A 23,111-nucleotide genomic window follows, 5' to 3' on the forward strand; every position below is an offset into this window, starting at 1 on the left:
TCACAGCAGATACGTCGGCCCGTAGAGGGCGATACAGCCCACCGCCGCTCGTCGGCTGATTCCCCCGTTGACGTAAAAGAGCAGGACGACGAGCGCCGCGACCCCGAGCATGTACGTGCCAGATGCCATCGTCGCGCCGACGTGGTCGATGGCGTACCCGTCGACCAGCGCACCCAACCCCAGCGAGAACAGCGGGTCGGTCACGTTGCTCCCGAACAGAGTGCCGATGGCGATGTCGCCCTCGCCGCGCCCGACAGCGAGCGCGGCAATCACTATCTCCGGGGCCGTCGTCCCCAGTCCCGTCACGAGTCCAATCAGGTACTCGGGGACTGCGAGCGCGACGGCCAGCGACCGGCTGTTGACGACCAGCAGGTGGCCGCCGACGGCGACGAAGGCGAATCCGAGGACGACCCAGAGGGCGGCCCGGCCCAGCGACCGGTCGTCGTCGCGGTGGCGTTCGACGGCGCCGACGTGGTCGTCGTCGCGGAGGCGAATCCCGACGAAGACGAGGTAGGCCGCGACGAGGAGGCCGCCCTCCAGTCGGGTGATGGTCCCGGACCGGACGCCGAGAAGCATGAGCGACATCGCGGCAATCATCGCCACGCCGTACACCGTCACTTTCTCGCGGCGCAACTGGAGCGGCGACAGGAGCGCGACGACGCCGACGCCGAGCGTAATCTGTGACGTGGCGGAGCCGATGATGTGGCCGACGACGAAGTCGCCCGCGCCGTAGACGCCGGCGTAGAGGGCGGTCGTAATTTCCGGAAGCGAACTCCCAACGGCGACGAGCGTTCCGCCGACGAGTAGCGTCGGCACGCCGAACGCGCCGGCGATGGCGACCACCGACTTGACGACGCGGTCCGCGCCGTACAGGAGGAGTGCGAGGCCGACGAGGAGCGCAAGCGCGTCGCCGAGCATTCACGCCTCCCCCCGAGTCGGGAGCATCTCGGGTCGAGCGTCGGCGCTGACGGGGAAAAAACGCCCGGAAGTGTCTACCAGGGGACGCTCTGCGCCTCGGCGAGTTCGAAGAGGTCGCCGAACTCGTCGGGGAGTTGGGCCTGCACGTCGGCCATCTCGCCGCCCGTAGCGAGTTCACTGACCAGCGACACCACCGCCTGCGCGTAGAACGCCGCCTCGCTCTCCTCCACGTTCGCCCGGTCGGCCACGCGGTCGACGAATTCGTCGTAGGAGAACTGCTGGCCCGACTCCGCGGCCGTCAGGTAGCGGTCTATCTCCATCGGGAGCGGGGCGGCGAGGTCCGACGCTTCGCCCGCGTCGAGGCGTTCGCCGAGCGTCGTCAGGACGGCCCGAGTCGCGCGGGCCGCCTCGCCCTGTGAACTCAGTTCGAGTCTGTGCTGGATTTCGCCGAGAAAGTCCTCGTAGTTCATGGTGGGTCACCGGTTCGGTCGAACCGAACGCATGCGATGGTTCCGGCCGAGAGAGGGCCAATCCCCGGCCTATCTACTTCATCTCCCACACACGTTAGGCCGAACGCTCTTGTGTGCAACGTTGCTGGCTCCGCGCATGGCCGACACACCGAACAAGGCCGCGTTGGAGCGAGGCATGACCGTCGTCGTCGACCAGACGGGCGCCGACGAAGACGAACTCATCGGCGAAGTCGGTGCCGTGTTGGAAGACGAGTCGACCCATCCCGACGGCGTGCTGGTGAAACTCAAATCCGGCGTGACCGGGCGGGTCAAACGAATCGGCGAGCCCTAGCGGCGCTCGCTCACCCGTCGCCGTAGCACTGTTCGAGGAGGGCGCTGGTCGGTGTCGTCTCCGGCACCACCACCGCGTCGGCGACGGCGTGGAGTTCGGCGACCGCTTCGGGCGGGCCGACGGGCGTCGCAGCCACCACGTCACACGTTTCGACCCGACTCAGCGCCGACGCACAGGCCTTCATCGCCCGCCCGGTTACGACGCCGTCGTCGACGAGCGTGACGGTCCCCTCCGGCGTCGGGGCGGTGTCGACGTCGTCGGGGCGGCCGGTTCGAGCCTCGCGAAACGCCCGGTGTTTCTCGTCGTCGAGTCGGTCGTCGTCCACCGCGAACGCCTCGACGAGGCGGTCGTCGACCCACGCGTGGCCCGTGTCCGTCACGGCGCCGATGGGTAGGGCGTCGTCGCTCGCTCGGACGGGCGCCGTGGCCATCGCGCCGAGGGTCGCGTCGAACCGGTCGGCGACCGGGCGAGCGACCCGCGCCCCATCTTCCCCGATGGCGAGGACGACGTCGGGGCATATCCGTCGCTCGCCGAGCGACTCGCCGAGCGCCCGTCCCGCCGCGGTCCGGTCCGCGTACATGCACGGCGCTTCGTCTCGCCGTGGATAATCCGTCTCCCTAACCGGCGAGGCGTCCGCGCGCCGTTCGGATACTTGGCTGGCCTTTGATGGATGTCGGAGCGGCACGTACGGGCACGTCGCGACGCCAGCGTCGAGTCTGCCGCCCGCTCCCCCCACACATGGACCAGACCCAGCACGAGACCCCGACCGTACTCGTCGTAGAGGACGACAAAGACCTCGCGGACACGTATGAACTGTGGCTCGACCCCGAATACGAGGTGCGGACGGCGTACTCGGGCGCCGACGGTCTCGCGCTGTACGACTCGTCGGTCGACGTCGTGTTGCTCGACCGGTGCATTCCAGACCTGTCGGGGCTCGACGTGCTTCGGTCCATGTCGACACGCGACATCAACGACCAGAAGGCGATGCTCACGGCCGTCGACCCCGGTCACGAACTCGTCGACCTGCCCTGTGACGACTACGTCACCAAACCCGTCTCGAAGTCGACGCTCCGGGAGACGGTGCAGGAACTGCAGGTTCGAACCCGACTCGACGACGACATCCAGCGACACTTCGCGCTCACGTCGAAAATCGTCGCGCTCGAACAGAGCGACGCCGACGGCGTCGACCCGGCCATCGAGAAACTCCGCCGCGACGCCAGCCAGATTCGGGCGCGCATCGACGACCGTCTCTCCGAACTCGACGGGTACGACTCGGCGTTTCTGGCGCTGGAGTAATTAGGGGGCGGATTTTCGGCCACTCCGCGACGACATGGGCCGTGTACGACGAACTCCTGATTCCGACAGATGGCAGTCACGGCGCCGAGCGAGGCGTCGAACACGGCATCGAACTCGCGACCCGATACGACGCCGCCGTCGACGTGTTGTACGTCGTCGACGAGTCGATTTACGGGGAGACGCCCGCGCTCAGCCCGGCAGAACTCCAGTTGGAGCAGGTCGAGGCGACGGGCCGCGAACTCGTCGACGACGTCGTCCACCGGGCGACCGAACGGGGACTCGACGCCGAGGGCTTCGTCACACGCGGGCGGCCAGCGGACGAAATCGTCGCCGTCGCCGACCGCGAGGGCGTCGACCTGATAGTCATGGGCGTCCACGGAACGCGTCCCGACGCCGACTCGCATATCGGCCACGTCACGGACCGCGTCATCAGGACCGCCGAGATGCCGGTGTTCCCGGTATAGGGCCTCAGGCGCGCTGGAAGACGAGCCGGAAATGGGCTCCCTCCGGGTCATTATCGTCGACCGTCACGTTGCCCCCGTAGGAGTCCATGATCTCGTTGACCAGATAGAGGCCGAACCCGGTCCCCGGGTTGTCGAACGTCTTCACCTCGCGACGGAAGAGGTCCGATTTTCGGTCGTCGGAGATGCCGGGGCCGTCGTCGGCCACCGACACCACCACTTCGTCGTCCTCGGCGGTCACGTCGACCCAGACGGTCGGGTTGGGCGACGGGTTGTGCTGGGCGGCGTTGATGAGGACGTTGTCGAGAACCTCAGTCAGCAGATCGTCGGCCAGAACGTCGACCGAGGGGATGGTCGAAACGTTGAACTCGGCGTCGGGGTAGCGGTCGCTCGCGTGGTCGATACGCGTCGTGAGGACGTCCTCGATGTCGACCGGGCCGAGTTCGTGGTCCGCGTCGTCGCTCTGCTCCATGACCTTCGTCACCTTGCGGACCGTCTCCACGAAGTCTATCATCTCGCGGGTCCGGGCGAGCGCGGTGTCGAGGTGGCCCGTCACTTCGTAGTCGACGCGGCCGTCGAGCATATCGAGTCGCGCCTCGATGACGTTGAGACTGTTGAGCAGGTTGTGACGCAGCAGGCGGTTCATAAACTCCAGTCGGTTGCGCTCGCGTTCGAGGGCTCGGTCGCGCTCCACCGACGAGAGGGCGTGTGCGATAATCGAGCCGAGGCGTTCGAGCGCCTCGCGCTCCTCGTCGCTGAACGCGTCCGCTCGCGCGGAGTAGAGATTCAGCGTCCCGTACATCTCGCTGCCGTCGACGAGGGGTATCGCCGCCGACGCGCGGTAGCCGTGTTCCTGTGCGTGGTCCCGCCACTGCTCGTACACCGGATTGGTTTCGACGTCGCGGACCACCTGCATCTCCTCGGTCCGGTGTGCGTGGGCGGTCGGGCCGCGCTCGTCGGGCGGGTCGTCGAGCGAGAGCGTCATGCTGTCGAGGTAGTCCTCGACGCCCGCCTCGGTGTCGACGACGACGGTCCCGTCCTCGACGGTGCCAATCCACGCGAACTCGTAGGAGTCCGAGGTGGCGAGTTGGTCACAGACCACCCCTCGAATTTCGTCCTGTGCCGACAGGCTGAACATCGACTCCGAGAGGCCGTGGACGAGGGAGTTGATGTCGTTGATGGCCGACAGCCGCTCGTGCTGGCGGCGAAGCGCCTCCTCGCTCCGGTGGCGGCGGATAGCGGCCGCGAGGATGTTGGCCACCGACTGCACGAAGTTGACGTCGTGGTCCGAGAAGGAGCGCCGCGCCGTGTCGTGAGTCCCGAGGACGCCCCACGGCTCGTCGGTCGGGCCGATGATGGTGCTGATGCCGCTCCGCACGTCGTGTTCGGTGAGGAGAGCCGGCCCGCTGAACCGGGTTTCGGTCGTCAGGTCCTCGACGACGATTGGTTGGGCGGCGTCGAGCGTGTGCGCGGCCTGCGAGTTCTGGTCGACGGCGGAGACGGTTGCCTCGCCGACGAGGCCCTCGTCCCACCCGACGCCCTGCCGAAGCAGGAGTTCGTCGCCCGACTCGTTCAGGTCGAGCACCTTGCAGTAGTCGGTGTCGAGCGTCTCCGCCACCCGCGCCGTCGCCTCGTCCATCAGGCCGTCGAGTCGCTGGGTTTCGAGGGCGTGTTTGCCGAGTTCAGTCACGACTTCCTGCTGGCTGATTCGGTCGTGCAGTTCGCGCTCTCGCTCTCGGCGCTCGCTGACGTCGCGCACGACGCCACAGCGCCCGGTCCCCTCGGCGAGCGAAAACGGCATCAGCCGCGTTTCGACGGGGCGGCGCTCGCCCGCTTTCGTCTCGAGTTCGAACTCGATGGTGCCCACGTCGCGCTCGCCGCGGGCCACTTTGGCGGCGAGTTCCTCGGCGCGCGCCCGTATCTCGTCGTCTTTGATGCGTGTCGCGTGTTCGCCGATGAGTTCGTCGCGGTCGTAGCCGGTCATCTCACAGAACGCGTCGTTGACGACGAGGAATCGCTCGTCTTCGTCGAGGGCGTACACGCCGTCCTCCACCGTCTCGACGATGCGCTGGAACAGTTCGAGTTTCCGTTCGCGCTCCCGTCGCTCCGTGATGTCGCGGACGATGCCGACGCGGTCCCCGTTCGGCAAGAGGGAGAACGTCGCCTCGGCTATCAGTTCTTCCCCGTCCGCGCCGGTGAGCGTCGCGGTCATCGTCGCCGTCTCGCGCTCTCCCGCGGCCAGTTCGTCGCCGAGTGCGGCGGCCCGGTCGGCCGTCTCCTCGTCGACGACTTCCGTCACCGACGCGCCGAGAAGGTCCGCGCGCTCGTAGCCGAGCATCGCCGCGTAGGCTTCGTTGACCATCGCGAACTCGCCCTCGCTGTCGACGACGTAGATGCCCTCGTGGGCCGTCTCGACGATGGTCTCGTACCGTTCGAGTTCGGTTTCGTAGGCCCGGCGCTCGCTCACGTCGTGGAAGTAGACGGATAACCCCGTCTCCGAGGGGTAGGCCGTCACCTCGAACCAGCGTTCGAGCGGCGGGTAGTACTCCTCGAACGACACCGACTCCTGTGTCTCCATCGCTCGCTCGTACTCGTGTTGAAAGGTCGTGTCGACGGCCGCCTCGAACTCCTCCCAGACGACGTTCCCGAGGACCTCGTCACGCTGGACGTCGAGGACGTCCGTTGCCCGGTCGTTCAGATACGTAAATCGCCACTCGTCGTCGAGTGCGAAGAAGGCGTCGTCGATGCGCTCGACTATCTCCTCTACGCTATCGTGTACTCGCTCCATATCACTGATGTCCCCCTGCCGATTTCGGACTGCCCGTCGTCGTGCACCACCCGATTCGTATTGGGTGCTTCGATTACCCGGTCTGTCGTGACATCGACAGTCCCCTCCCTACCGAGTTCGGAAATAAAAGGCTCTCGGGGCGGCGCTGTCCGTGAATTGTGTTCGAAATCGACGAGGGTACTGTGATACTCGGCGTGACAAAGGGGGTGCCGCGCCGACGTGACGCGGCGAGTTGGGGGGTGAGTCGACGACGGGGTGTGGGGTCGTCCGCGTCGTACGTGCGAGCGGGTCCTCCCCACCCGCGTCCGACTGTTCCATATCCAACACCTTGGTTCGGCGGCCTATCGTCTTTGGTCGCTACGGGCTCCCTCGCGAGCCGTTAGGACAGGCTTTTTTGTTCGCCGACGGCGAGATTCACTCGATGAGCGGACCGGTTCGACACCTCCGGTCGCGCAGGTTACTCGCCGGCGGGAGTGTCAGCCTTCTCGGCTGTCTGTTGCTCGGCGTCCCACTCTTCGACATCTGGGACGACGCGACGAACCTCTCTTGGAGCGTGCTGACGTCGCTCGCGGAGAACGCCCTGTTTTTCGTTCTCGCCAGCGCGCTCGTCTGGGGCGGCGTCTGGCTCGCCCGAAGCGACTGGGGAACCGACCGCGTCACCGTCGTCGCCAAGCGGACGGTTCTCGCCACCCTCGTCTTCGCCGGCCTCATCGCGTGGGCGGCCTACCTCCAGTTGCAGGTGATGGGCGCGCTCAAGCCACAGATACTCGCGATGGACGGGGTCATCATCGGCGCCGTCACCTCCTTCGGCATCAGCATCGCGTCGACCCGAGCGGACGTGTACCGGGCGGCGGCGGACGAGGAGCGCGCGCTGAAGGAGTCGCTCGAACTCCTCTATCGCATCGCCAACGAACTCGAAGGCGCGACGACCCACGAGGAAGTGTACGGGATAACTGACCACGGCCTCGACGACGTCTTCGGGGCGACGCCCGTGCGCGTCGTCATCGACGAGACGGTGGTCATCGACGCCGACGCGCCCGACTGTCAGCCGTCCGAGCGCGTCCCCATCGGCGAGCGTGGCTACATCGAACTGTGGGGCGACGACTTCGCGCGCCACGACGTCACGACGGCGGAACTGTTCGGCACGCATCTCGACGAGGCCATCCGCCGCATCGAGCGCGAGACGCGGCTCCGCGAGGAGCGGGACATCCTCGAGTTCGTCAATCGGACGCTCCGCCACGACTTGCTCGGCGACCTCTCGCTCGTCGAGGCGCGGCTCCGGATGCTCGACCGCAACGTGGTGTTCGAAGACCCCGCACACGCCGACCACCTCGACGTCTCGCTGGACCGCGTCGACGACATGCACGAGTTCATCCGGACGATGCGGACGTACATGGAGGCGCTGCTCGATGCGGACCACTCGCTCGAAGCCACGCCGCTCCCGCCCGTTATCGACGAGGAACTCGAAGACATCCGCGAGGCCCACCCCGACGCGGTGGCCGAGCGCTCGGCGATTCCCGAAGTCGCCGTCGAGGCCGACGACCTGCTCAGTCACGTGTTCTCGAACCTGTTTCGGAACGCCGTCGAACACAACGACGCCGAGACGCCCGAGGTCATCGTCGACGCCGAGTTGGCGGGCGACGTCGTCTGCGTGACCGTCGCCGACAACGGCCCCGGCGTCCCCGAGAGCCGCCGCAAAGATATCTTCGAGAAGGGCGCTCACGGCACCGAGAGCAGCGGCAGCGGGTTCGGGCTCTTTCTCGTCAAAGACGCCGTCGAGAACTACGGCGGCGAGATTCGGGTACGGGACAACGAGCCACGGGGCACCGTCTTCGAACTCGAACTGCCGGTCGCGAGCGGTTAGTCGCCCGACAGCACCGTCTCGCCCATCTCGTCGACGAACGCCTCGATGTCCGGCGTCGACACCAGCAGTTCCACCTCGTCGAAGCCGGCCCGCTCGTGACGCTCGATGAGGGCACGAACCTCGTCGAGGTCGGTCGTGACGAGGCCCCAGTCGCGCCAGTTCTCGCGCGGGATGTCGCGCGCTCGCTCCTCGATGACTCTGGGGTCGAACACGTCGTCGTCGAAGTCGATGGCGAGCGTTCCCGTCCAGAACTGAATCGCCTCTACCGCCGCCTCGGCGGTGTCGGCGTAGGCGACTGTGGCCTGCTTGATGCGGTCGATGTCGTCGGGGTCGCGACCGGCCGTCTCCGCCCCCTCTCGGAGCGCTGGCACCAGCGTCTCGCGGTAGGTGTCGATGTCGACGAGCGTCAGGAACCCGTCGGCGTAGCGGCCGGCGACCGTCGCCGTCTTCGGGCCGTTGCCGGCGACGTACATCGGCGGCCGCGGCTCCGGTCGCGTGTAGAGTTTCGCCGTGTCGAGGGTCCAGTAGTGGCCGTCGTAGTCGTGGAACCCTTCCTCCCAGAGGCGGTCGACGATTTCGCAGGCGTCGACGAGGCGCTTCCGGCGCTCCGGATACGGCGGCCACTCGAAGCCGAGTGGTCGCTCGTTGAGCGCCTCGCCCGTCGCGAGCGTGAGGTGGGTGCGACCGGGGTACATCGACTCCAGCGTGGCGACCGACTGTGCCAGCAGACCGGGGTGGTAGCGAGCGATTGGTGCGGTCACGCCCGTCCCCATCCGGACCCGGTCGGTGCGTTCGAGCGCTGCGCCGAGCCACGGCCACGCGGCGCCACACGAGGCCCCCGAGTGCCACCACGGGTGGAAGTGGTCGCTCGTCCAGACCGTATCGAAGCCAGCGGTTTCGGCGCGCGCCGCGAGCGTCGCGAGTCGGTCCGGCGCGTACTGTTCGTGCGGGGCGAACAAGCCGACGTCCATAGCCCCGCTTCGAGCGCCCGCGCCTTTGACCTGCCCCCTATCGTGGCCGTCATCGGTGTGACTTTCCGGCCGGCCGCGGATGGGCCGGTATGGTCGACGTTCCGCAGGCCGTCGAGCGCATGGAGGCGTTTCTCGCCGACCAGATGGAGGCGGCTGGCGTCGACGGCTACGTCGTCGGCGTCAGCGGCGGCCTCGACTCCGCCGTGGCGACGACGCTCGCGACCCGAGCCGTCGGCAGCGACGCGGTGTTCGGACTGATTATGCCGGGCCGGCCCAACGACGAGGAGAACATGGCCGACGCGCGGGCGCTCTGTCGTGACCTCGACGTAGCGTTCGAGGAGCTATCCATCCAGCCCATCGTCGACGCCACCGACGCGCAACTCCCGTTCGACGCCTCGCGACTCACGCTCGGGAACGTCCGGGCGCGGACGCGGATGGTCCTCGAATACGCGGTGGCGAACGAGCAGGACCGGCTGGTGCTCGGCGCGGGCAACCGCTCCGAGCGCTTGCTCGGCTACGTCACGAAGTACGGCGACGAGGCCGTCGACGTCCAGCCGATGAAAGACCTGTACAAGACGGACGTCTCCGCGGTGGCCCGCCACGTCGGCGTCGACGAGCGGTTCATCGAGAAGACGCCGACGGCGGCGCTCTGGGAGGGACAGACCGACGAGTCGGAACTCGGCGCCGACTACGAGACTATCGATACGGTGTTGCGCCGCGTCGTCGACGCCGAGCAATCGCCCGGGCGAGTCGCGAGCGAGACGGGTATCGACCGCGAGACGGTCGACCGACTGGTCGAGTTGTGGCAGTCCTCGGCGCACAAGCGAACCCAGCCGCCGGGGCCGAGCCTCCGGGACTGAGTCACCGAACCTCGGCCAGCGTCTCGACGAGTGCGTCGCCGTCGATTGGCTTCGTCAGATACGCCGCCGCGTCGTCGTCGTCCAGATGATCGTCGGGTTCGAAGGCGCTGAGGACGACCACTGGTCCGTCGAAATCGGTATCGTCGAGGCGGTCGATTACCTCCGGGCCGGAGAGGTCGGGCATCCGCCGGTCGAGAATCATCGCGTCGACGTCGTCGTCGAGTTTCGACAGCGCCTCCGACCCGCTCGACGCCGTTCGCGTCTCCCACGGGCTGTCGGCCAGCCACAGGAGGAGCGTCTCGCGGAACGCGTCGTCGTCGTCGGCGACGAGGACGGTGTCTGCCGTTGCGGTCGAATCTCGACTGGGCGCCGTGTTGGATGTGTTTGAGGGCATCGGTGGTCTGACTCGCGCGTGGTAACGCGGGTCCGCGCGTCGGCGACGCGCGGCGGGGGGACGCCCGGTGACTCTCCGCACAAGGAGCAGTCAACCACGACGGGGTCGTGTACAACTATCGCTCGGAATCGCATAAGTGTTTTCGGCGTCGCTGCCCGTCGCTCGTCCCCCTACGGTTCGGCACCCCTATTACCTGCCCGTGTCACTTCTGTCGACGCGATGTACGATTCGATACTGGTTCCGGTCGACGGGAGCGAGCCGAGTGCCGCCGCCGTCGACCACGCCTGCGGTATCGCCGCCGGCGAGACGACGATACACCTGCTTCACGTCGTCGAGCATCCGGAGCGAGGGATGGTGGGCGGCGATATCCCTGAGTCGCTCCTCGAACAGTTGCGAACGGACGGTGAGCGCATCGTCGAGGCGGCGACGGAGACGGTCCGCGACGCCGGCATCGACGTCGAATCAGCCGTCGTCGAGGGAATGGTCACTCGCGAGATTGCCGACTACGCCGATGCCAACGATATCGACCTGCTCGTTATGGGCACGCACGGCCGGAGCGGGGTGGAGCGATACCTGCTCGGGAGTACGACCGAGCGGACGATTCGGACCGTCGACCGGCCCGTCCTGACCGTGGAATCGAGTCCGTAACGATGCCAGCGCCGGGTTCAGACACTGGAGCGGCGTAACATATACATGAGTCCCTCAACTCGAGACGAGTAGATGACTACCCGCCGACAGTTTCTAGCGCTCGGAACGCTACTGACGGCGGCTGGTGGAATACGGACGCTTCGCGGCCCGCACACGTTCGACCAGACGGCACGGCTACCCGAGGAACCCGGTGTCATCGAGCCGTCAATCCGGCACCCCTGATTATGCTCCTCGCGCTACCGCTGCTCCTGTTCTACACTCGGGACATTCATCAACAGCTCTACGAACTCGCTCGTCTCCGCCGAATCCTACTCGGTGGACTCGGGGCTGGCGTATTGGGGTTCATCATTCAGATGTGGCTCTCCCCCGTTTGGGCCATCCTCAGTAGTATCGTCATCTTTGGGTTGATTACCGTCGGCGGGGAGATACATCACGTCGTCGAAAACGAGTAGGGCCACCGCGCCGATAGGTGGCGGATTTTTGACTCGTCGCCGTCATCTGACGCCCATGTTCGATGACCGAGCCGAGGCCGGTGACCGCCTCGCGGCGGCGCTGGCGGACCGCGATATCGACGCCGACCTCGTGCTGGCGATTCCGCGTGGGGGGCTGCCCGTCGCCCGCCCGGTGGCCGACCGACTCGACGCACCGCTCGACATCGTCGCCGCTAAGAAGATGGGGATGCCGGGCAACGCCGAGTTCGCCATCGGCGCCGCGGCGAGCGACGGGAGCGTGTGGTACAACGACGAGGTAATCGACCGATACGGCGTCGAGGAGTCGTATCTCGAAGAAGAGCGCGACCGGGCCGCGGAGACGGCGCGCGAGAAAATCGACCGCTACCGCGGTGACCGCGACCCGCCCGAGATGGCGGGCAAGACGGTGGTCGTCGTCGACGACGGCGTCGCGACGGGCGCGACGGCCCGCGCGTGTCTCCGACAGGTCAGGAACGCGGGGGCAGACCGGGTCGTGCTCGCAGTACCGCTCGGCCCGCCCGACTCCCTGCGCGCGCTGGAGTCGGAGGCCGACGCCGTCGTCGCCGTCGAGGAGCCACAGCCGTTCAACGCCGTCGGCGCCCACTACCGGACGTTCGACCAAGTGACCGACGCGGAGGCGATGGCCTACCTCGGCTGGGAGACGCCGGCCGAGTGAGGCGGCGAACTAACCGTGTAGGGTGGCCCCTTATCCGGTCGCCCGTGCCTCGATGTGGTATGCGCTCACGAACGAATTCGGTCGACCGCCGCGCGCTGGAGGTGGCGTGACGATGCCGACGTGCCAGAACTGTGAATCGTTCGTCACGACTCAGTACGCGAAGGTGTTCACCCCGCCCAGCGAGGAGGAACCGCGCGTCTGCCCACACTGCCCGGATAAGCTTCGCGACGGCGCGACCGTTCGCGAGGCGCGGTCGACTCGCAATGGCTAGTCAGACTCGCCACGCCGGGGGTGCGTAGCCGTGGCGCATCTCGACCCGCGCGGCCGGTTCCAGCCCGACGCTGACGTCGAGCCAGCCGTCGCCGCCGTCGACGACTACGCGCAGGCCGTGGACCGAGCGGGGTCGCTCGACCCGCTGATCGAGCGCCTCTCCGACGCCGACTGCGTCCTCCTCGGCGAGGCGTCTCACGGCACCTCGGAGTACTACCGCCTGCGAAGCCGGCTCTCGGCGCGTCTCCTCCGTGACCACGACTTTTCCTTCGTCGCCGTCGAGGGCGACTGGACGAGTTGTTACGCGGTCAACCGGTACATCAAGGGGTATCCCGACGCGCCGGCGGATACGCAGGCGGCGCTGGAGTCGTTCGACCGCTGGCCGACGTGGATGTGGGCCAACTGGGAAATCGAATCGTTCGTCGACTGGCTCCGCGCAGCGAACGACGAGCGCCCCGTGGGCGACCGCGTTGGCTTCTACGGGCTGGACGTCTACGGCCTCCACGAGTCCATGCGCGCCGTCGTCGACTATCTGGAGCGGGTCGACCCCGAGGCGGCGGAGCGCGCCCGCGAGGCCTACCGCTGTTTCGAGCCGTACGGCGAGGACGCACAGGAGTACGCCCGCGCGCTCAAGATGGTGCCCGAATCCTGTCGCGAGGACGTCATCGAGGTGCTTCGCGAACTTCGCGAGAACGCGCCGACCTACGGCGAGCGGACGCCGGACGACCGGTTCGACGCCGAACAGAACGCCCTCGTCGCGCGCAACGCCGAGGCCTACTACCGCTCGATGGTCGAGGGCGAGGAGGACTCGTGGAACGTCCGCGACCGGCACATGACCGACACGCTGGAGCGCCTGCGCGACCATCACGGCCCGGACGCGAAGGGCATCGTCTGGGCGCACAACACCCACGTCGGCGACGCCCGCGCGACGGATATGCCCCAACATGGTCGCATCAACATCGGGCAACTGGCGCGGGAACGCGATGCGCTGGGCGAGACGTACGCCGTCGGCTTCGGCTCCCACCGGGGCGACGTCGTCGCCGGCAACTCGTGGGGCGCACAGATGCAGACGATGGACGTCCCACCCGCCCGGAGCGGAAGTTACGAACAGGTGTTTCACCGCGCCGACCCCGAGGACGCGCTACTGTTCAGCGCCGACCTGCCCGACGACAGCGCGCTAGCGGAGCCACGCGGCCACCGCGCCATCGGCGTCGTCTACCACCCCGACCGGGAAGCGGGCAACTACGTGCCGACGGTCCTCCCCGAGCGCTACGACGCCTTCCTGCATCTCGACGAGACGAGGGCGCTCCATCCGCTCGCGCTCCACCCCGACCGTGACCGCGTGCCCGAACTCTACCCATCTGGCTTCTGACCGGCGTGGGACGACGCGGCGCAGTTTCGGAGCGACCTATCCCGTCTCACCGCCGCTCACGAATCGAACACGTTCGGGGGCGCTCCCAGCACGCGGGAATCGGCTCGCCGGTTCATGGGTGTAGCGCCCCGAACTGCACGTGTAGAGGTGACACCCAATGTTCGAAACGACCCGGCGTCGGGTGCTCCAAGCGCTCGGTGCCGGTGGCACGGTGGCGGCCGCGGGATGCACCGTTCAGGCCCCCTCGGCGGAGGCGGCCCAGGAACAGCGCGACCGCGTTGAGCAGCAGTCGACGCCGACCGTCGACCGGGTCGCGGCCGACCCGACCGACATCCCGGAGCCGATAGACCGGGACGAACCGGCGGAGGTGGACGTGACCCTCCGCCCCGAGGAGGTGACCGCCGAAGTCGAACCCGGCGTCACCTTCGACTACATGACGTACAACGGACAGGTTCCCGGGCCGATGGTCCGGGTCCGCAAGGGCGACACCGTGAATCTCACCTTCGAGAACCTCTCGGAGAACGCCCTGCCACACAACGTGGACTTCCACGCCGCCGCTGGCCCCGGCGGCGGCGCCGAAGCGACGATGACAGCCCCCGGCGAGACGGCACACCTGAAGTTCGAGGCCAGATACCCCGGCGCGTACATCTACCACTGTGCCGTCCCGAACATGGACATGCACATCAGCGCCGGCATGTTCGGAATCATCCTCGTCGAACCCGAGGACGGACTCCCCGAGGTCGATACGGAGCTCTATCTCGGCCAGCACGAGCTGTACACCGACGGCCAGCCCGGCGAGGGGGGCAAACACAGCTTCGACATGGCGGCGATGAAAAACGAGAATCCGACCTACGTCGTCATGAACGGGGAGAAGTACGCCATGACGCCGGACGTCCACGGCTCGGCAGCGACGGTGTCCACCGACGACACCGCGCGGGTGTTTTTCGTCACCGGCGGCCCCAACCTCACCAGTAGCTTCCACCCCATCGGCAACGTCTGGGAGGAGTTCTGGCCGCAGGGGTCGCTCACGACGGAGCCACAGACCCACATCCAGACTTCGCCGGTCGCTCCCGGGAGCACCTGTATCGCGACGATGGAGTTCCCGGTGCCGGGGAACTTCAAACTCGTCGACCACGCGCTGAGCCGGGTCACTCGCCGGGGCTGTCTGGCCGTCGTCACCGCCGAGGGCGAGAAGCGCCCCGACATCTTCGACCCCAACCCCCAGCAGGGAGGTGGCGAGACCACGCCGGCGTGACCTTTCCCTCGGCGTCACGGCCGGCACCGTGGCGCCGAGTTCCGACGTGCCATACCACACGACGCCACTCCTTCTGGACGTGTCCATTTCGACGCGACGACGGCGCTGCATCCGCTCGCGCTCCACCCGGCCGTGACCGCGTGCCCGAACGCTATCGGCTTCTAACCGGCAGTTAGGCTCCCGTTTTAATGTGGTTAGACAGGTGACAGTAGATGCGGGTCGCGAAGCTGGCGCCCCTTCGTGACCGGCATGGGACGACGCGGCGCATTTCCGGAGCGACCTGCCCCGGCGCTCCGCTCCCCACACCCCACTTCGCCGCGTCCGGTTTTTCGCTCCCAACCAACACCCTATTGACGCCGCTCCCCGGACCGGAACGTATGTCACTTTCCGCTCGCCAGCGGCGCGCTGCCCTCTGGGCGCTTCTCGCGACCGGGTTCCTGTTCGTCAACTTCCACCGAACGGCGACGGCCGTCCTCGCCGACTCGCTCGCGCGGACGTTCGACGCGACGGGGTCGCAGCTAGGGTTTCTGCACGCCTCGTTTTTCTACATCTACGCTACGCTCCAACTCCCGGCGGGGCTGGTGGTCGACCGCTACGGGTCTCGGTGGGTCGGCGCCGCGGGCCTCGTCGTGCTGAGCGCGGGCGTGTTCTGGTTCGCCCGGAGCGAGACGTTGCTGGCCGCCTTCCTCGCGCGGGCCGTCGTCGGCTTCGGCGGGAGCGTCCTCTACATCGCGACGCTTCGCTTCTGTGCGAACTGGTTCCGTCCCAACGAGTACGCGACGATGACGGGCTACACCGTCTCCGCGGCGGGCGTCGGCGGCATCCTCGCGACGACGCCGCTGGCGCTCGCCATCGACGAAGTCGGGTGGCGGCTCGCGATTCTCGCCACCGGGATGGCGACGGCCGTCGGTGCCGTCGCCATCGCCGGCGTGGTCCGTGACCGCCCGCCCCAGAGTGCCGACATCGTCACGCCCGACCCGGACGGCGGACGGGCGACCCTCGCCGACATCGCCGTCAACACTCGCGCCGTCCTCGGCGAACTCGAAACGTGGCTGATGGGCCTGTTGCTCTTTCTGGTCCTCGGCGTCAACTTCACCGTCCTCGGCCTCTGGGGTGTCCCCTTCGTCGCCGACATCTACGGCGTCTCCGTCGCGCGGGCGTCGACGTACGTCCTCCTCGGCAACGTCGGGTTCGTCCTCGGCTCGCCGGCCTTCGGCACGCTCTCGGACCGGACCGGCCGGCGGACCGAACTCGTCATCGTCAGCGCCGTCGTGTTTGCGCTCGCCTACGCCGCGTTGATGTTCATCCCGCCGCTTCCAATCGTGGGACTGGCGCTCTTCTGTGCCCTCATCGCCAACGGCGGCGTCGCGCTCGTGTTCACCATCGGGAAAGAGCGCCACGCACCCGCCGTCGCGGGCACCGTCACCGGCGTCATCAACAGCCTCGGTTACTTCGGCGCCGCCATCCTGCCGACGGTCATGGGCGCCGTCCTCGACGCCTACTGGACGGGCGAGGTGCTCAACGGCGCCCGCGTCTACACCGTCACCGGCTACCGCGTCGCGTTCGGCATCGCGACCGGTGCCGCCGTCGTCGCCATCGTCGCCGCCGTGGTGCTTCACCGCCGCGCGGTGAGCGAGGAGTCACGCGTCGTCACGGCCGACTGACCGGAGCGCTGTACGAACTCGATAGCGAGCAGTCCGTCGATACGTGTCGAGCGGATGCCCGTGTCGCGCTGTCAGCGAACGGTGGTTCTTTGCCCCGCGGGCCACTCGGGAGAGCCAGTAGTGTTCGACCGTGAGTACCGTCCCTGACAGTTCGTGCCCAGAACTGATAGTCGGTGAAGCCGTCTACGAACGCAGTGAGGCGTGAGTAAGGGATATGGACGAGGTTGCAGATGGGTTGTTCGTTGGAACGGTCGAGGACGCCGGCGACGAGGCGCTGATACGCGACCATGGCATCGCGGCCGTTCTCTCCCTGACACACAGTGACCCGGACGGTGGATTTCCGCCCGGGCTGGCGGTCACAGACGTTCCCATGATGGACGGCCCTCGCAACGACCAGCGACAGTTCGACCGAGCCGTCAGCCACGTTCTCTCTCATCTCGGGACTGGAGACACCCTGCTCGTTCATTGTTCGGCAGGAGCCTCACGCAGTCCAGCGGTCGCTGCGACGGCGCTCGCACTCTACGACGAACTCGATTTGGATACCGCATTCGAACAGGTCGCGAATCGTCGGAGTGCCGTCGAGCCACACGACGCAATCGTTCGGCAGGCAGTCCGCGTCCACGCCCAGTATCGCGACACCGACCGGGGTGACTGAACTGTCACGGGTCCAGCAATCCACGGTCTGCAGGAGACTGGTATCAGTCGTCGTCGATTACGACTCGGCCGAGAGCGCACAGAGTCTGTTCGTCGCGCTCCAGCCGCGATGTCTGGTGCCGACGTAGATAGTGCCGTCGTGGAGTACTGGTGGCGTTTTCACGTTGCCTTCGACGGTCGTTCGCCACCGCTCGTCCCCGCCGTCGCTCGTGTGGGCCAGAATTAGGTTCGCTTTCAGGTCCTCCGGACCGGGCTCGGCAGTGGTCGAAATCGAGTAGACCGTGTCCCCTGCGACAGCCGGCGAAATATTCGTACCGTTGTAGCCAGTCGGCACGGACCAAGCGATGCTCCCGTCGGACCGTGAGAAGGCAAAGAGGTTGTCCGTTCGAGACGGCTCGTCACCGCCGATATCGGCCTTGCAGTTCACGTAGACGTGTTCGTCGTCGACGACCGGGTCCGACGGCAACCAGTCGTGGGCACTGTGCTCCTCGCCGTCCTCGGTAAAGAGACGACTCCACCGAATCTCGCCACGTTCGAGGTCTACCCGATGAACTCTCGCATTCGAACGCCCGTTCGGGCGTGAGACGACGTATGCGGCACCGTCGGCGAGGGCAATCCCGCCCGTTCCCTCGTCGCCGTGCCGTTCGATACCGTTGTCGTCACTGAATCGGACCGCCGTTTCGAGCGTCTCGCCGGTGCCGACGACGTGTCGTCCGAGGATATCTACTTCAGACAGCGATGTTCCATCCGCGGTGTCGAATCCGTAGACGGTTCCGTTGCTTCCGAGGACGGCACCGTATCCATCAGAGACGACGAGTGGGGCCTGAATCGCGCTGGACTGGTCACCGATACCGTCGAGGGACTGTTCCCACACCGATTCGCCGTCCGTCGTGAACCCGAATACACTCCCCTCGGTGGTAACGAGGTGGAGCAGTCCATTCTGGCCGCACGCGCTGTGCGGGGTGAGTTCGTCACCGTCGAACTGCTGCTTCCAAATCTGTGCCCCCGTCTTCGCAGCGGCGGCGCCGACAGAAGCGTCGAGGCCGCCTGCGAGAGACGTTGCCGTGACCACCCGGTCGTCGACGACGATTGGCGTTCGGTAGTGTGTGCCGAGACCTAACCCGTTGGTTATCGAGTCCCCCGACCAGCGAGTCGCTCCAGTCTCGCGGTCGTAACAGTCCAACGTTCCGCCCTGTTTCGCGTACAGATGCGAGTCGGTAAGCGTGAGATACCCCTCTGGGCGGACGTCGAGTTCGACGAGGACACGACTCGTCGGCGCCGTTTGCGGGCCCCGCGTGTTGGGCGTGCTCCCGGTGTTCTGGGCGTCACATCTGGCCATCGGCCACTGCCCACTAACCGCGGGTATCTCGACGGTCGGTGTCTGTGTGGGTGTCGGTTCGGCCGTCGGTTCAGATTCGACACAGCCTGCCAAACCGAGAAGTGGCCCCGTCAGCGACCCGGCTGTGAACCCACGGAGTACCGTTCGCCGTCGCATTCCCCCACGTTCCGATAGCTCGCGCATATATGCTTTGTTTGCCCGCCGACATCTCTCGCTCCCGAGCCCCCGAACACGATACGAGAAGAAATCCGGTGCGGTCTGGGATGGGATACGTTCGGGCTGTCGTACGTCAACCAATCAGACACCTCGAACGTTCTCCGACTTCGCTTCGGTAAACGAGAGTCGTGGGCGTGAGAGAGCGCACCGCATCGAGACGTGGCACTCAAGGGGGCTACGACCGTACTTGGAGGTAGTGCGTCACCAACTCGTCTCGACCCTTTTTGCCGACCCGTTCGCCGTCATGAACACGATTGGGTTGATTGCGTTCGCCCTCGTCGGCTCGTCGAAGGCCATCCGTGAGGAGTTCGACCTTCTCGGAATCACTATCGTCGGGTTGGCGATGGCGTTTGCCGGTGGCGCGACTCGCGATTTACTCGTTACACGCGTTCCGTTGGTGCTTCAGTCGCCGATTGAACTCAGTTTGGGACTGGCCGGCGTCGGCTTGGCCGTCGCACTCAGCGTCGTGTTGTCGACGCCCGATACGCACCCGGTTACGCTCGTCGCGGACGCCATCGGCCTCGCGGCCTTCGCGACAACCGGCGCGATTGTCGCCACCGACGCGGGCGTGTCGGCCTTCGGCGTGGTTGCGATTGCAACCATCAACGCTGTGGGCGGCGGGACAGTTGCGGATATCCTCCTCGACCGTGCTCCATTCATCCTCTTCGATGATTTCTACGCGAGTTGTGCCGTACTCGGAGGATGTGCCTACTGGGTCGTGGGAACGATGGGTACCGGTGGGAACACCGCCGCCGTGGCGTGTGCCGGTGTGACCGTCGTCACCCGGTTAGCTGCGGTGACTTTCGATTGGGACCTTCCGACAGTCCAGCAGTTGGGGACGCGGCGTGACTGACTCGTTGCTAAGCTCTCCCCTCTGAGGGCGCAAGCGCACGGCTACATTCGCCGCATTACGGTGGAGTGCCTGCTGGGAGTCTCTCTCTTGTCACGACACTAATCCGAGGCGCGCGATGCGGATCGCCACGGAATACATTAACGACAAGTATCAGAAAGACAAAGAGAATGGCAGAGAATGGAGGGAAAATCAATCACAGAGCTCACTGACGAAGAGTTCCGAAACCGCTTCGATCAGGCGCTTGAACCGGTGCAAGAGTACTTGGAGGAAAAAACCGGGAAGCGTCTCGAAGATTTCTAAAGCAGATACTTCGAGAACATGTCTTACTCCAAACCTCGTCAATCCCGTGGTTGGTTTCACAGAGGTGTCGCCGTCGATTGTATTCGAAAATTCGCATCGAACTGGAGACTAGACCTGATATAAAAATCCGGCGGCGGCCTGCACGGCTCCGTGGCCGAAGGGCGGTTTATACCACGGTCGGCATCGAGTGTCGAACCGCGTATGCCCCCGCAACGACATCGGTCCTCCAACAAGACGCGCCGTCGGATACTCTCCATGGGCGGTGTGGCGCTGGCGTCGCTATCGGCGACACCGCTATCGTGTGGACGAGCGTGAACAGGCACGAGAGCCCGCATCTGGAAGCGCTCGTCGACGCCGCCGTCTCGCTGGGTGGCGTCGGGCTTGGCTATGCGCTCTGGGGACGCTCAGCCGACGACGCGGACGATTCGTAGTTCCTCCGGAGCGGGCGGGTCCCGATGGCGAGGAACTTATCGGGTCGTTCGACGTCATCCCCGGCGCTCGTGCTACGGCCACGCGAATCGCTTACGTATCGGCGAAGCGAATCGGCGGTACGGTGACCTCCAACAGACCGGCTATCGAGCGGTTCCTCGGCGACATCGCGTCCGAACACGTGGCGCCGGCGGGCGGGACGGCCACCGCAGTCGTCGGTGCGGTCGGCGCGTCGCTGTGCGAGATGGTCTGTATCCACACCGCCGAATCGGACGCGGCGACGGAGTTGGCCGACGTGCGCGCGGACCTCTCGACGGAGCGCGGCCATCTCCTCGACCTTGCCGAGGCGGATGCGACCCTCGTCGACGACCTGTTCGGCGGGGCCGCCGGTGCCCCGGACGACGCGGACATCGAGCGGGCGGTTGGCGTCCCACTCGCAATCGCCGAATCGTGTCTCACCGTCCTCGAACTGGCGGGCGACGTGACGGCGACGGGGGCCCCGACCGCCCTAGCTGACGCCGCCACGGGCGTCACCCTGACTCACGCGGCGCTTCAGGCCGCGCTCTTCACCGCCCGGCGTAATCTGGACCGCCTCGACGACACGTCGTTCGTCGACGAGACGGAGCGGCGTCTCGCCGAACTCGAGGTTCGCGCCGACGACACACGCGACCGGGCGATGCGACACGTCGAAGCGGAGTGAGACGTCGCTTCGGCCCCGTCGAATGGCAGCCGAAGCCGTTCGCGAAAGCGCCTATCAGGGCGGGCCACCTCCACGGGACCGATGACGAACCTCGACCTCCGTTCCGGACAGCGCGACGCCCGCTGAGAGCCGATTTTCGAGGCGCTGGACGATACGCGGGCGAGGCGGTGATGCGTTTCCCACGCTCGACCGCTCGGCGCAGGACGACTACCATCCAGTAGGTATTTCGGTCGGCTCTCTTGGGTTCCGATATGGGTTCCCGCGAGAATCAGATACTGGTCGCCTCCGGCGTCGTCGCCCTCGCTGTCCTGTTCGCGCTCCGGGCAGTCACGAACGTGGGGGTGGTGTCGCGGTTTGCGATTGTCGTCGTCGCTATACTCGTCACACAATCTGCTCTCGGACGAGTGTAAGTACGGTGGGTCGGCGGTCGAAGTTCGCCGTCAGGACTCGCGCCACTTGTGGCTGCACTCGACGCAGGTGAACAGCCGAACTTCGTAGGACCCGCCCGGCTTCGGTAGCATCTCGTAGTAGGCCCGGTCGCCGTCGCAGTCCTCGGCCGGACAGGGCTCCTGCATCGTTTCGGTGGCGCTCTGGGTCGCGTCGGCCACGTCGGGTGTCCCGTCGTCTCGCTGTTTGTCTTGGGTCGTCATCGCCGCTTCCGCTCGTGAATCCCGCGACTCCTCGTTCTCACAGGAGCGACACGTCCACGTATCGCCCTCCGTATGCATCATCGACCCACACTCGTCGCAGAATTGCATATACCGTCGGAACGGACGCGCTCGGATATATGTTAACGTCCTCGGCACCTCTTTGCCGTCGCCGACGTCGAACGGAGAGAGCGCATTGAGCCGACTCGGAAGCGGTGTATCAAAGTGGTGTCGTGCCGATGTGTCACGTATGTCCGCCACCGATGGTCCGCCGCGGTGGACGAACCCGGCGTACGTGGCCACCGTCGTCGGCGTCCTCGCTACCGGTGGGCTCGTGTTTTATAGCGCCCTTACCCAGTCCGGCCCGACCGTCGACGAAGTCATCTTCGTCGTTCTGAGCATATCCCTTCCCGCGACTGTCGCGTACGAACTCGCCCGCCGCTGGCGGTAAGATGCGTCCGGAGCCGAGACGGGGTCACGCTCGCTCGATTTCGACGTGCCACTCGTCGGGCTCCGGGTTGGCCGTCTCGTAGTCGTATCCGCGTTCTTCGAGGACGTCGTAGAGCGGTTCCGGCTCGAAACTGTTTATCAACAGTAGCGTTTCGTCGTCCGACAACGCCTCCAGCGCTCCCATGATGTCCCCGAACGGTTCGCCGTCTATCTCTCGGGCGTCTACTGTCCTGTCGGCGTCACCGAATCGTTTCGAGCGCATATCTACACGTTCGTGTCCGGAGAACTATGCGTTCGCCCGATGATGTTCGTTTCCCGAACATCTATTCTGATAGGCCGGTAACGAGGACTATGGGCGACCCAGCGTGTTATCGGGCGTACTGCCCGGAGTGTGACCTCGAGGTGACGATTACCGACGAGGCGTGCCCGGAGTGTGGCACCCGTCTGCCAGCGGAGTGTGCGTGACGCTCACACTCTCCAGATTACCGTGACGACGCCGTCCTCGGTTTCGAGCGTGTCGTACTCGTACCCCCGGTCGTCCAACTTCGGATACAGATGTTGCGGTCGGCGGTCGTTGAGTTGAATCAGGACGGCCGCGTCGTCCATCTCCGAGAGCCGTTCCAACGTGTTGCGGAGCGGTTGCGGCGGGGGTAGCTCACTGGCATCGAGCGTTTCACACGGCCGGTCGTCCGGCGCCCCGGTCTGTGACAGGTACGTGGCGGTTCGGGCCATGCGCTCACGTCCGCGTTCGGAGGTAACGACGGTTCGGCCGAAGGTGTTCCCGTCGCGAGTTATGCGGGAGCGACTGATGCACG

The 23,111-nt window shown here is 66.3% G+C and carries 28 protein-coding genes; 18 read left to right on the forward strand and 10 right to left on the reverse strand.

Translation table 11 applies throughout. The features are described from left to right. Together ACQUSQ_RS01015 and ACQUSQ_RS01020 are read right to left on the reverse strand one after the other, a co-directional pair. Positions 1-918, reverse strand: a complete 918-nt coding sequence (locus ACQUSQ_RS01015) for a sodium:calcium antiporter (RefSeq protein WP_435066627.1) — start codon at positions 916-918, stop codon at positions 1-3. A gap of 74 nt (positions 919-992) precedes the next feature. Beyond that, a complete protein-coding gene (locus ACQUSQ_RS01020; RefSeq protein WP_435066628.1) occupies positions 993-1,388 on the reverse strand; it encodes a DUF2267 domain-containing protein in 396 nt (131 codons plus the stop codon). Between the two features lie 136 nt (positions 1,389-1,524). Between ACQUSQ_RS01020 and ACQUSQ_RS01025 the strand changes: the two genes are divergently transcribed. Continuing rightward, entirely contained in the window at positions 1,525-1,719 is a 195-nt protein-coding gene (locus tag ACQUSQ_RS01025; protein WP_435066629.1) for a DUF2196 domain-containing protein, read from the forward strand. 10 nt (positions 1,720-1,729) lie between these two features. Here ACQUSQ_RS01025 and ACQUSQ_RS01030 read toward each other — a convergent pair whose 3' ends face one another. Further along, positions 1,730-2,299 carry a phosphoribosyltransferase gene (locus ACQUSQ_RS01030; RefSeq protein WP_435066630.1) on the reverse strand — a complete coding sequence of 190 codons (570 nt, stop codon included), beginning with the start codon at positions 2,297-2,299 and terminating at the stop codon, positions 1,730-1,732. A gap of 158 nt (positions 2,300-2,457) precedes the next feature. On the opposite strand from ACQUSQ_RS01030, the gene ACQUSQ_RS01035 reads away from it, so the two are divergent. Both ACQUSQ_RS01035 and ACQUSQ_RS01040 read left to right on the forward strand, forming a co-directional pair. Further along, positions 2,458-3,015 carry a response regulator gene (locus tag ACQUSQ_RS01035; RefSeq protein WP_435066631.1) on the forward strand — a complete coding sequence of 186 codons (558 nt, stop codon included), beginning with the start codon at positions 2,458-2,460 and terminating at the stop codon, positions 3,013-3,015. Positions 3,016-3,056: 41 nt separating this feature from the next. Then, positions 3,057-3,479, forward strand: coding sequence for a universal stress protein (locus tag ACQUSQ_RS01040; RefSeq protein ID WP_435066632.1), 423 nt, complete (start codon positions 3,057-3,059; stop codon positions 3,477-3,479). A 4-nt stretch (positions 3,480-3,483) separates the two neighbouring features. Here the strand turns inward: ACQUSQ_RS01040 and ACQUSQ_RS01045 are convergent, their stop codons facing one another. After that, positions 3,484-6,264, reverse strand: a complete 2,781-nt coding sequence (locus tag ACQUSQ_RS01045; protein ID WP_435066633.1) for a PAS domain S-box protein — start codon at positions 6,262-6,264, stop codon at positions 3,484-3,486. Between the two features lie 421 nt (positions 6,265-6,685). Here ACQUSQ_RS01045 and ACQUSQ_RS01050 point away from each other — a divergent pair, with 421 nt between their 5' ends. Further along, a complete protein-coding gene (locus tag ACQUSQ_RS01050) occupies positions 6,686-8,128 on the forward strand; it encodes a sensor histidine kinase (protein WP_435066635.1) in 1,443 nt (480 codons plus the stop codon). Here the strand turns inward: ACQUSQ_RS01050 and ACQUSQ_RS01055 are convergent. Then, positions 8,125-9,099, reverse strand: a complete 975-nt coding sequence (locus tag ACQUSQ_RS01055) for an LLM class flavin-dependent oxidoreductase (RefSeq protein WP_435066636.1) — start codon at positions 9,097-9,099, stop codon at positions 8,125-8,127. The genes ACQUSQ_RS01050 and ACQUSQ_RS01055 overlap by 4 nt on opposite strands. A gap of 89 nt (positions 9,100-9,188) precedes the next feature. Between ACQUSQ_RS01055 and ACQUSQ_RS01060 the strand changes: the two genes are divergently transcribed. Next, complete coding sequence (locus ACQUSQ_RS01060; RefSeq protein ID WP_435066637.1) at positions 9,189-9,959, forward strand: NAD+ synthase; 771 nt, start codon at positions 9,189-9,191, stop codon at positions 9,957-9,959. A 1-nt stretch (position 9,960) separates the two neighbouring features. On the opposite strand, the gene ACQUSQ_RS01065 is transcribed toward ACQUSQ_RS01060, so the two are convergent. Further along, positions 9,961-10,353, reverse strand: a complete 393-nt coding sequence (locus ACQUSQ_RS01065; protein WP_435066638.1) for a response regulator — start codon at positions 10,351-10,353, stop codon at positions 9,961-9,963. A gap of 219 nt (positions 10,354-10,572) precedes the next feature. Here ACQUSQ_RS01065 and ACQUSQ_RS01070 point away from each other — a divergent pair, with 219 nt between their 5' ends. The 9 genes from ACQUSQ_RS01070 to ACQUSQ_RS01110 all read left to right on the forward strand — a co-directional run bounded on the left by ACQUSQ_RS01070 (position 10,573) and on the right by ACQUSQ_RS01110 (position 17,363). After that, entirely contained in the window at positions 10,573-11,001 is a 429-nt protein-coding gene (locus tag ACQUSQ_RS01070; protein ID WP_435066639.1) for a universal stress protein, read from the forward strand. 72 nt (positions 11,002-11,073) lie between these two features. Next, complete coding sequence (locus tag ACQUSQ_RS01075; protein ID WP_435066640.1) at positions 11,074-11,223, forward strand: twin-arginine translocation signal domain-containing protein; 150 nt, start codon at positions 11,074-11,076, stop codon at positions 11,221-11,223. A 2-nt stretch (positions 11,224-11,225) separates the two neighbouring features. Next, entirely contained in the window at positions 11,226-11,453 is a 228-nt protein-coding gene (locus ACQUSQ_RS01080; RefSeq protein WP_435066641.1) for a hypothetical protein, read from the forward strand. Positions 11,454-11,508: 55 nt separating this feature from the next. After that, a complete protein-coding gene (locus ACQUSQ_RS01085) occupies positions 11,509-12,147 on the forward strand; it encodes a phosphoribosyltransferase (protein WP_435066643.1) in 639 nt (212 codons plus the stop codon). Positions 12,148-12,259: 112 nt separating this feature from the next. Next, the gene (locus tag ACQUSQ_RS01090; protein ID WP_435066644.1) at positions 12,260-12,418 is read left to right on the forward strand and encodes a DUF7563 family protein; all 159 of its coding nucleotides are present in this window, start codon (positions 12,260-12,262) and stop codon (positions 12,416-12,418) included. Between the two features lie 30 nt (positions 12,419-12,448). Then, a complete protein-coding gene (locus ACQUSQ_RS01095; RefSeq protein WP_435066645.1) occupies positions 12,449-13,789 on the forward strand; it encodes an erythromycin esterase family protein in 1,341 nt (446 codons plus the stop codon). A gap of 157 nt (positions 13,790-13,946) precedes the next feature. Further along, positions 13,947-15,044, forward strand: coding sequence for a copper-containing nitrite reductase (gene nirK / locus ACQUSQ_RS01100; protein ID WP_435066646.1), 1,098 nt, complete (start codon positions 13,947-13,949; stop codon positions 15,042-15,044). Between the two features lie 377 nt (positions 15,045-15,421). After that, the gene (locus ACQUSQ_RS01105) at positions 15,422-16,708 is read left to right on the forward strand and encodes an MFS transporter (RefSeq protein ID WP_435066647.1); all 1,287 of its coding nucleotides are present in this window, start codon (positions 15,422-15,424) and stop codon (positions 16,706-16,708) included. A 214-nt stretch (positions 16,709-16,922) separates the two neighbouring features. Beyond that, positions 16,923-17,363, forward strand: a complete 441-nt coding sequence (locus tag ACQUSQ_RS01110; protein WP_435066648.1) for a dual specificity protein phosphatase family protein — start codon at positions 16,923-16,925, stop codon at positions 17,361-17,363. 57 nt (positions 17,364-17,420) lie between these two features. Here ACQUSQ_RS01110 and ACQUSQ_RS01115 read toward each other — a convergent pair whose 3' ends face one another. Continuing rightward, positions 17,421-18,857, reverse strand: a complete 1,437-nt coding sequence (locus ACQUSQ_RS01115) for a PQQ-binding-like beta-propeller repeat protein (protein ID WP_435066650.1) — start codon at positions 18,855-18,857, stop codon at positions 17,421-17,423. Positions 18,858-19,161: 304 nt separating this feature from the next. Between ACQUSQ_RS01115 and ACQUSQ_RS01120 the strand changes: the two genes are divergently transcribed. The 3 genes from ACQUSQ_RS01120 to ACQUSQ_RS01130 all read left to right on the forward strand — a co-directional run bounded on the left by ACQUSQ_RS01120 (position 19,162) and on the right by ACQUSQ_RS01130 (position 21,609). After that, complete coding sequence (locus tag ACQUSQ_RS01120) at positions 19,162-19,770, forward strand: trimeric intracellular cation channel family protein (RefSeq protein ID WP_435067256.1); 609 nt, start codon at positions 19,162-19,164, stop codon at positions 19,768-19,770. Positions 19,771-20,623: 853 nt separating this feature from the next. Beyond that, a complete protein-coding gene (locus ACQUSQ_RS01125; RefSeq protein ID WP_435066651.1) occupies positions 20,624-21,199 on the forward strand; it encodes a cyclodeaminase/cyclohydrolase family protein in 576 nt (191 codons plus the stop codon). A gap of 251 nt (positions 21,200-21,450) precedes the next feature. Beyond that, positions 21,451-21,609, forward strand: a complete 159-nt coding sequence (locus tag ACQUSQ_RS01130; protein ID WP_435066652.1) for a hypothetical protein — start codon at positions 21,451-21,453, stop codon at positions 21,607-21,609. A gap of 30 nt (positions 21,610-21,639) precedes the next feature. Here ACQUSQ_RS01130 and ACQUSQ_RS01135 read toward each other — a convergent pair whose 3' ends face one another. Then, entirely contained in the window at positions 21,640-21,957 is a 318-nt protein-coding gene (locus ACQUSQ_RS01135; RefSeq protein ID WP_435066653.1) for an RPA12/RPB9/RPC11 RNA polymerase family protein, read from the reverse strand. A gap of 139 nt (positions 21,958-22,096) precedes the next feature. Between ACQUSQ_RS01135 and ACQUSQ_RS01140 the strand changes: the two genes are divergently transcribed. Next, positions 22,097-22,297 carry a hypothetical protein gene (locus ACQUSQ_RS01140; protein WP_435066654.1) on the forward strand — a complete coding sequence of 67 codons (201 nt, stop codon included), beginning with the start codon at positions 22,097-22,099 and terminating at the stop codon, positions 22,295-22,297. A gap of 24 nt (positions 22,298-22,321) precedes the next feature. Here the strand turns inward: ACQUSQ_RS01140 and ACQUSQ_RS01145 are convergent, their stop codons facing one another. Together ACQUSQ_RS01145 and ACQUSQ_RS01150 are read right to left on the reverse strand one after the other, a co-directional pair. Then, the gene (locus ACQUSQ_RS01145; RefSeq protein WP_435066655.1) at positions 22,322-22,558 is read right to left on the reverse strand and encodes a DUF2249 domain-containing protein; all 237 of its coding nucleotides are present in this window, start codon (positions 22,556-22,558) and stop codon (positions 22,322-22,324) included. A 206-nt stretch (positions 22,559-22,764) separates the two neighbouring features. Further along, the gene (locus ACQUSQ_RS01150; RefSeq protein ID WP_435066656.1) at positions 22,765-23,028 is read right to left on the reverse strand and encodes a DUF2249 domain-containing protein; all 264 of its coding nucleotides are present in this window, start codon (positions 23,026-23,028) and stop codon (positions 22,765-22,767) included. Between the last annotated feature and the right edge of the window lie 83 nt (positions 23,029-23,111).

This window comes from Haloplanus sp. C73, assembly GCF_051195115.1.
Classification (GTDB): Archaea; Halobacteriota; Halobacteria; order Halobacteriales; family Haloferacaceae; genus Haloplanus.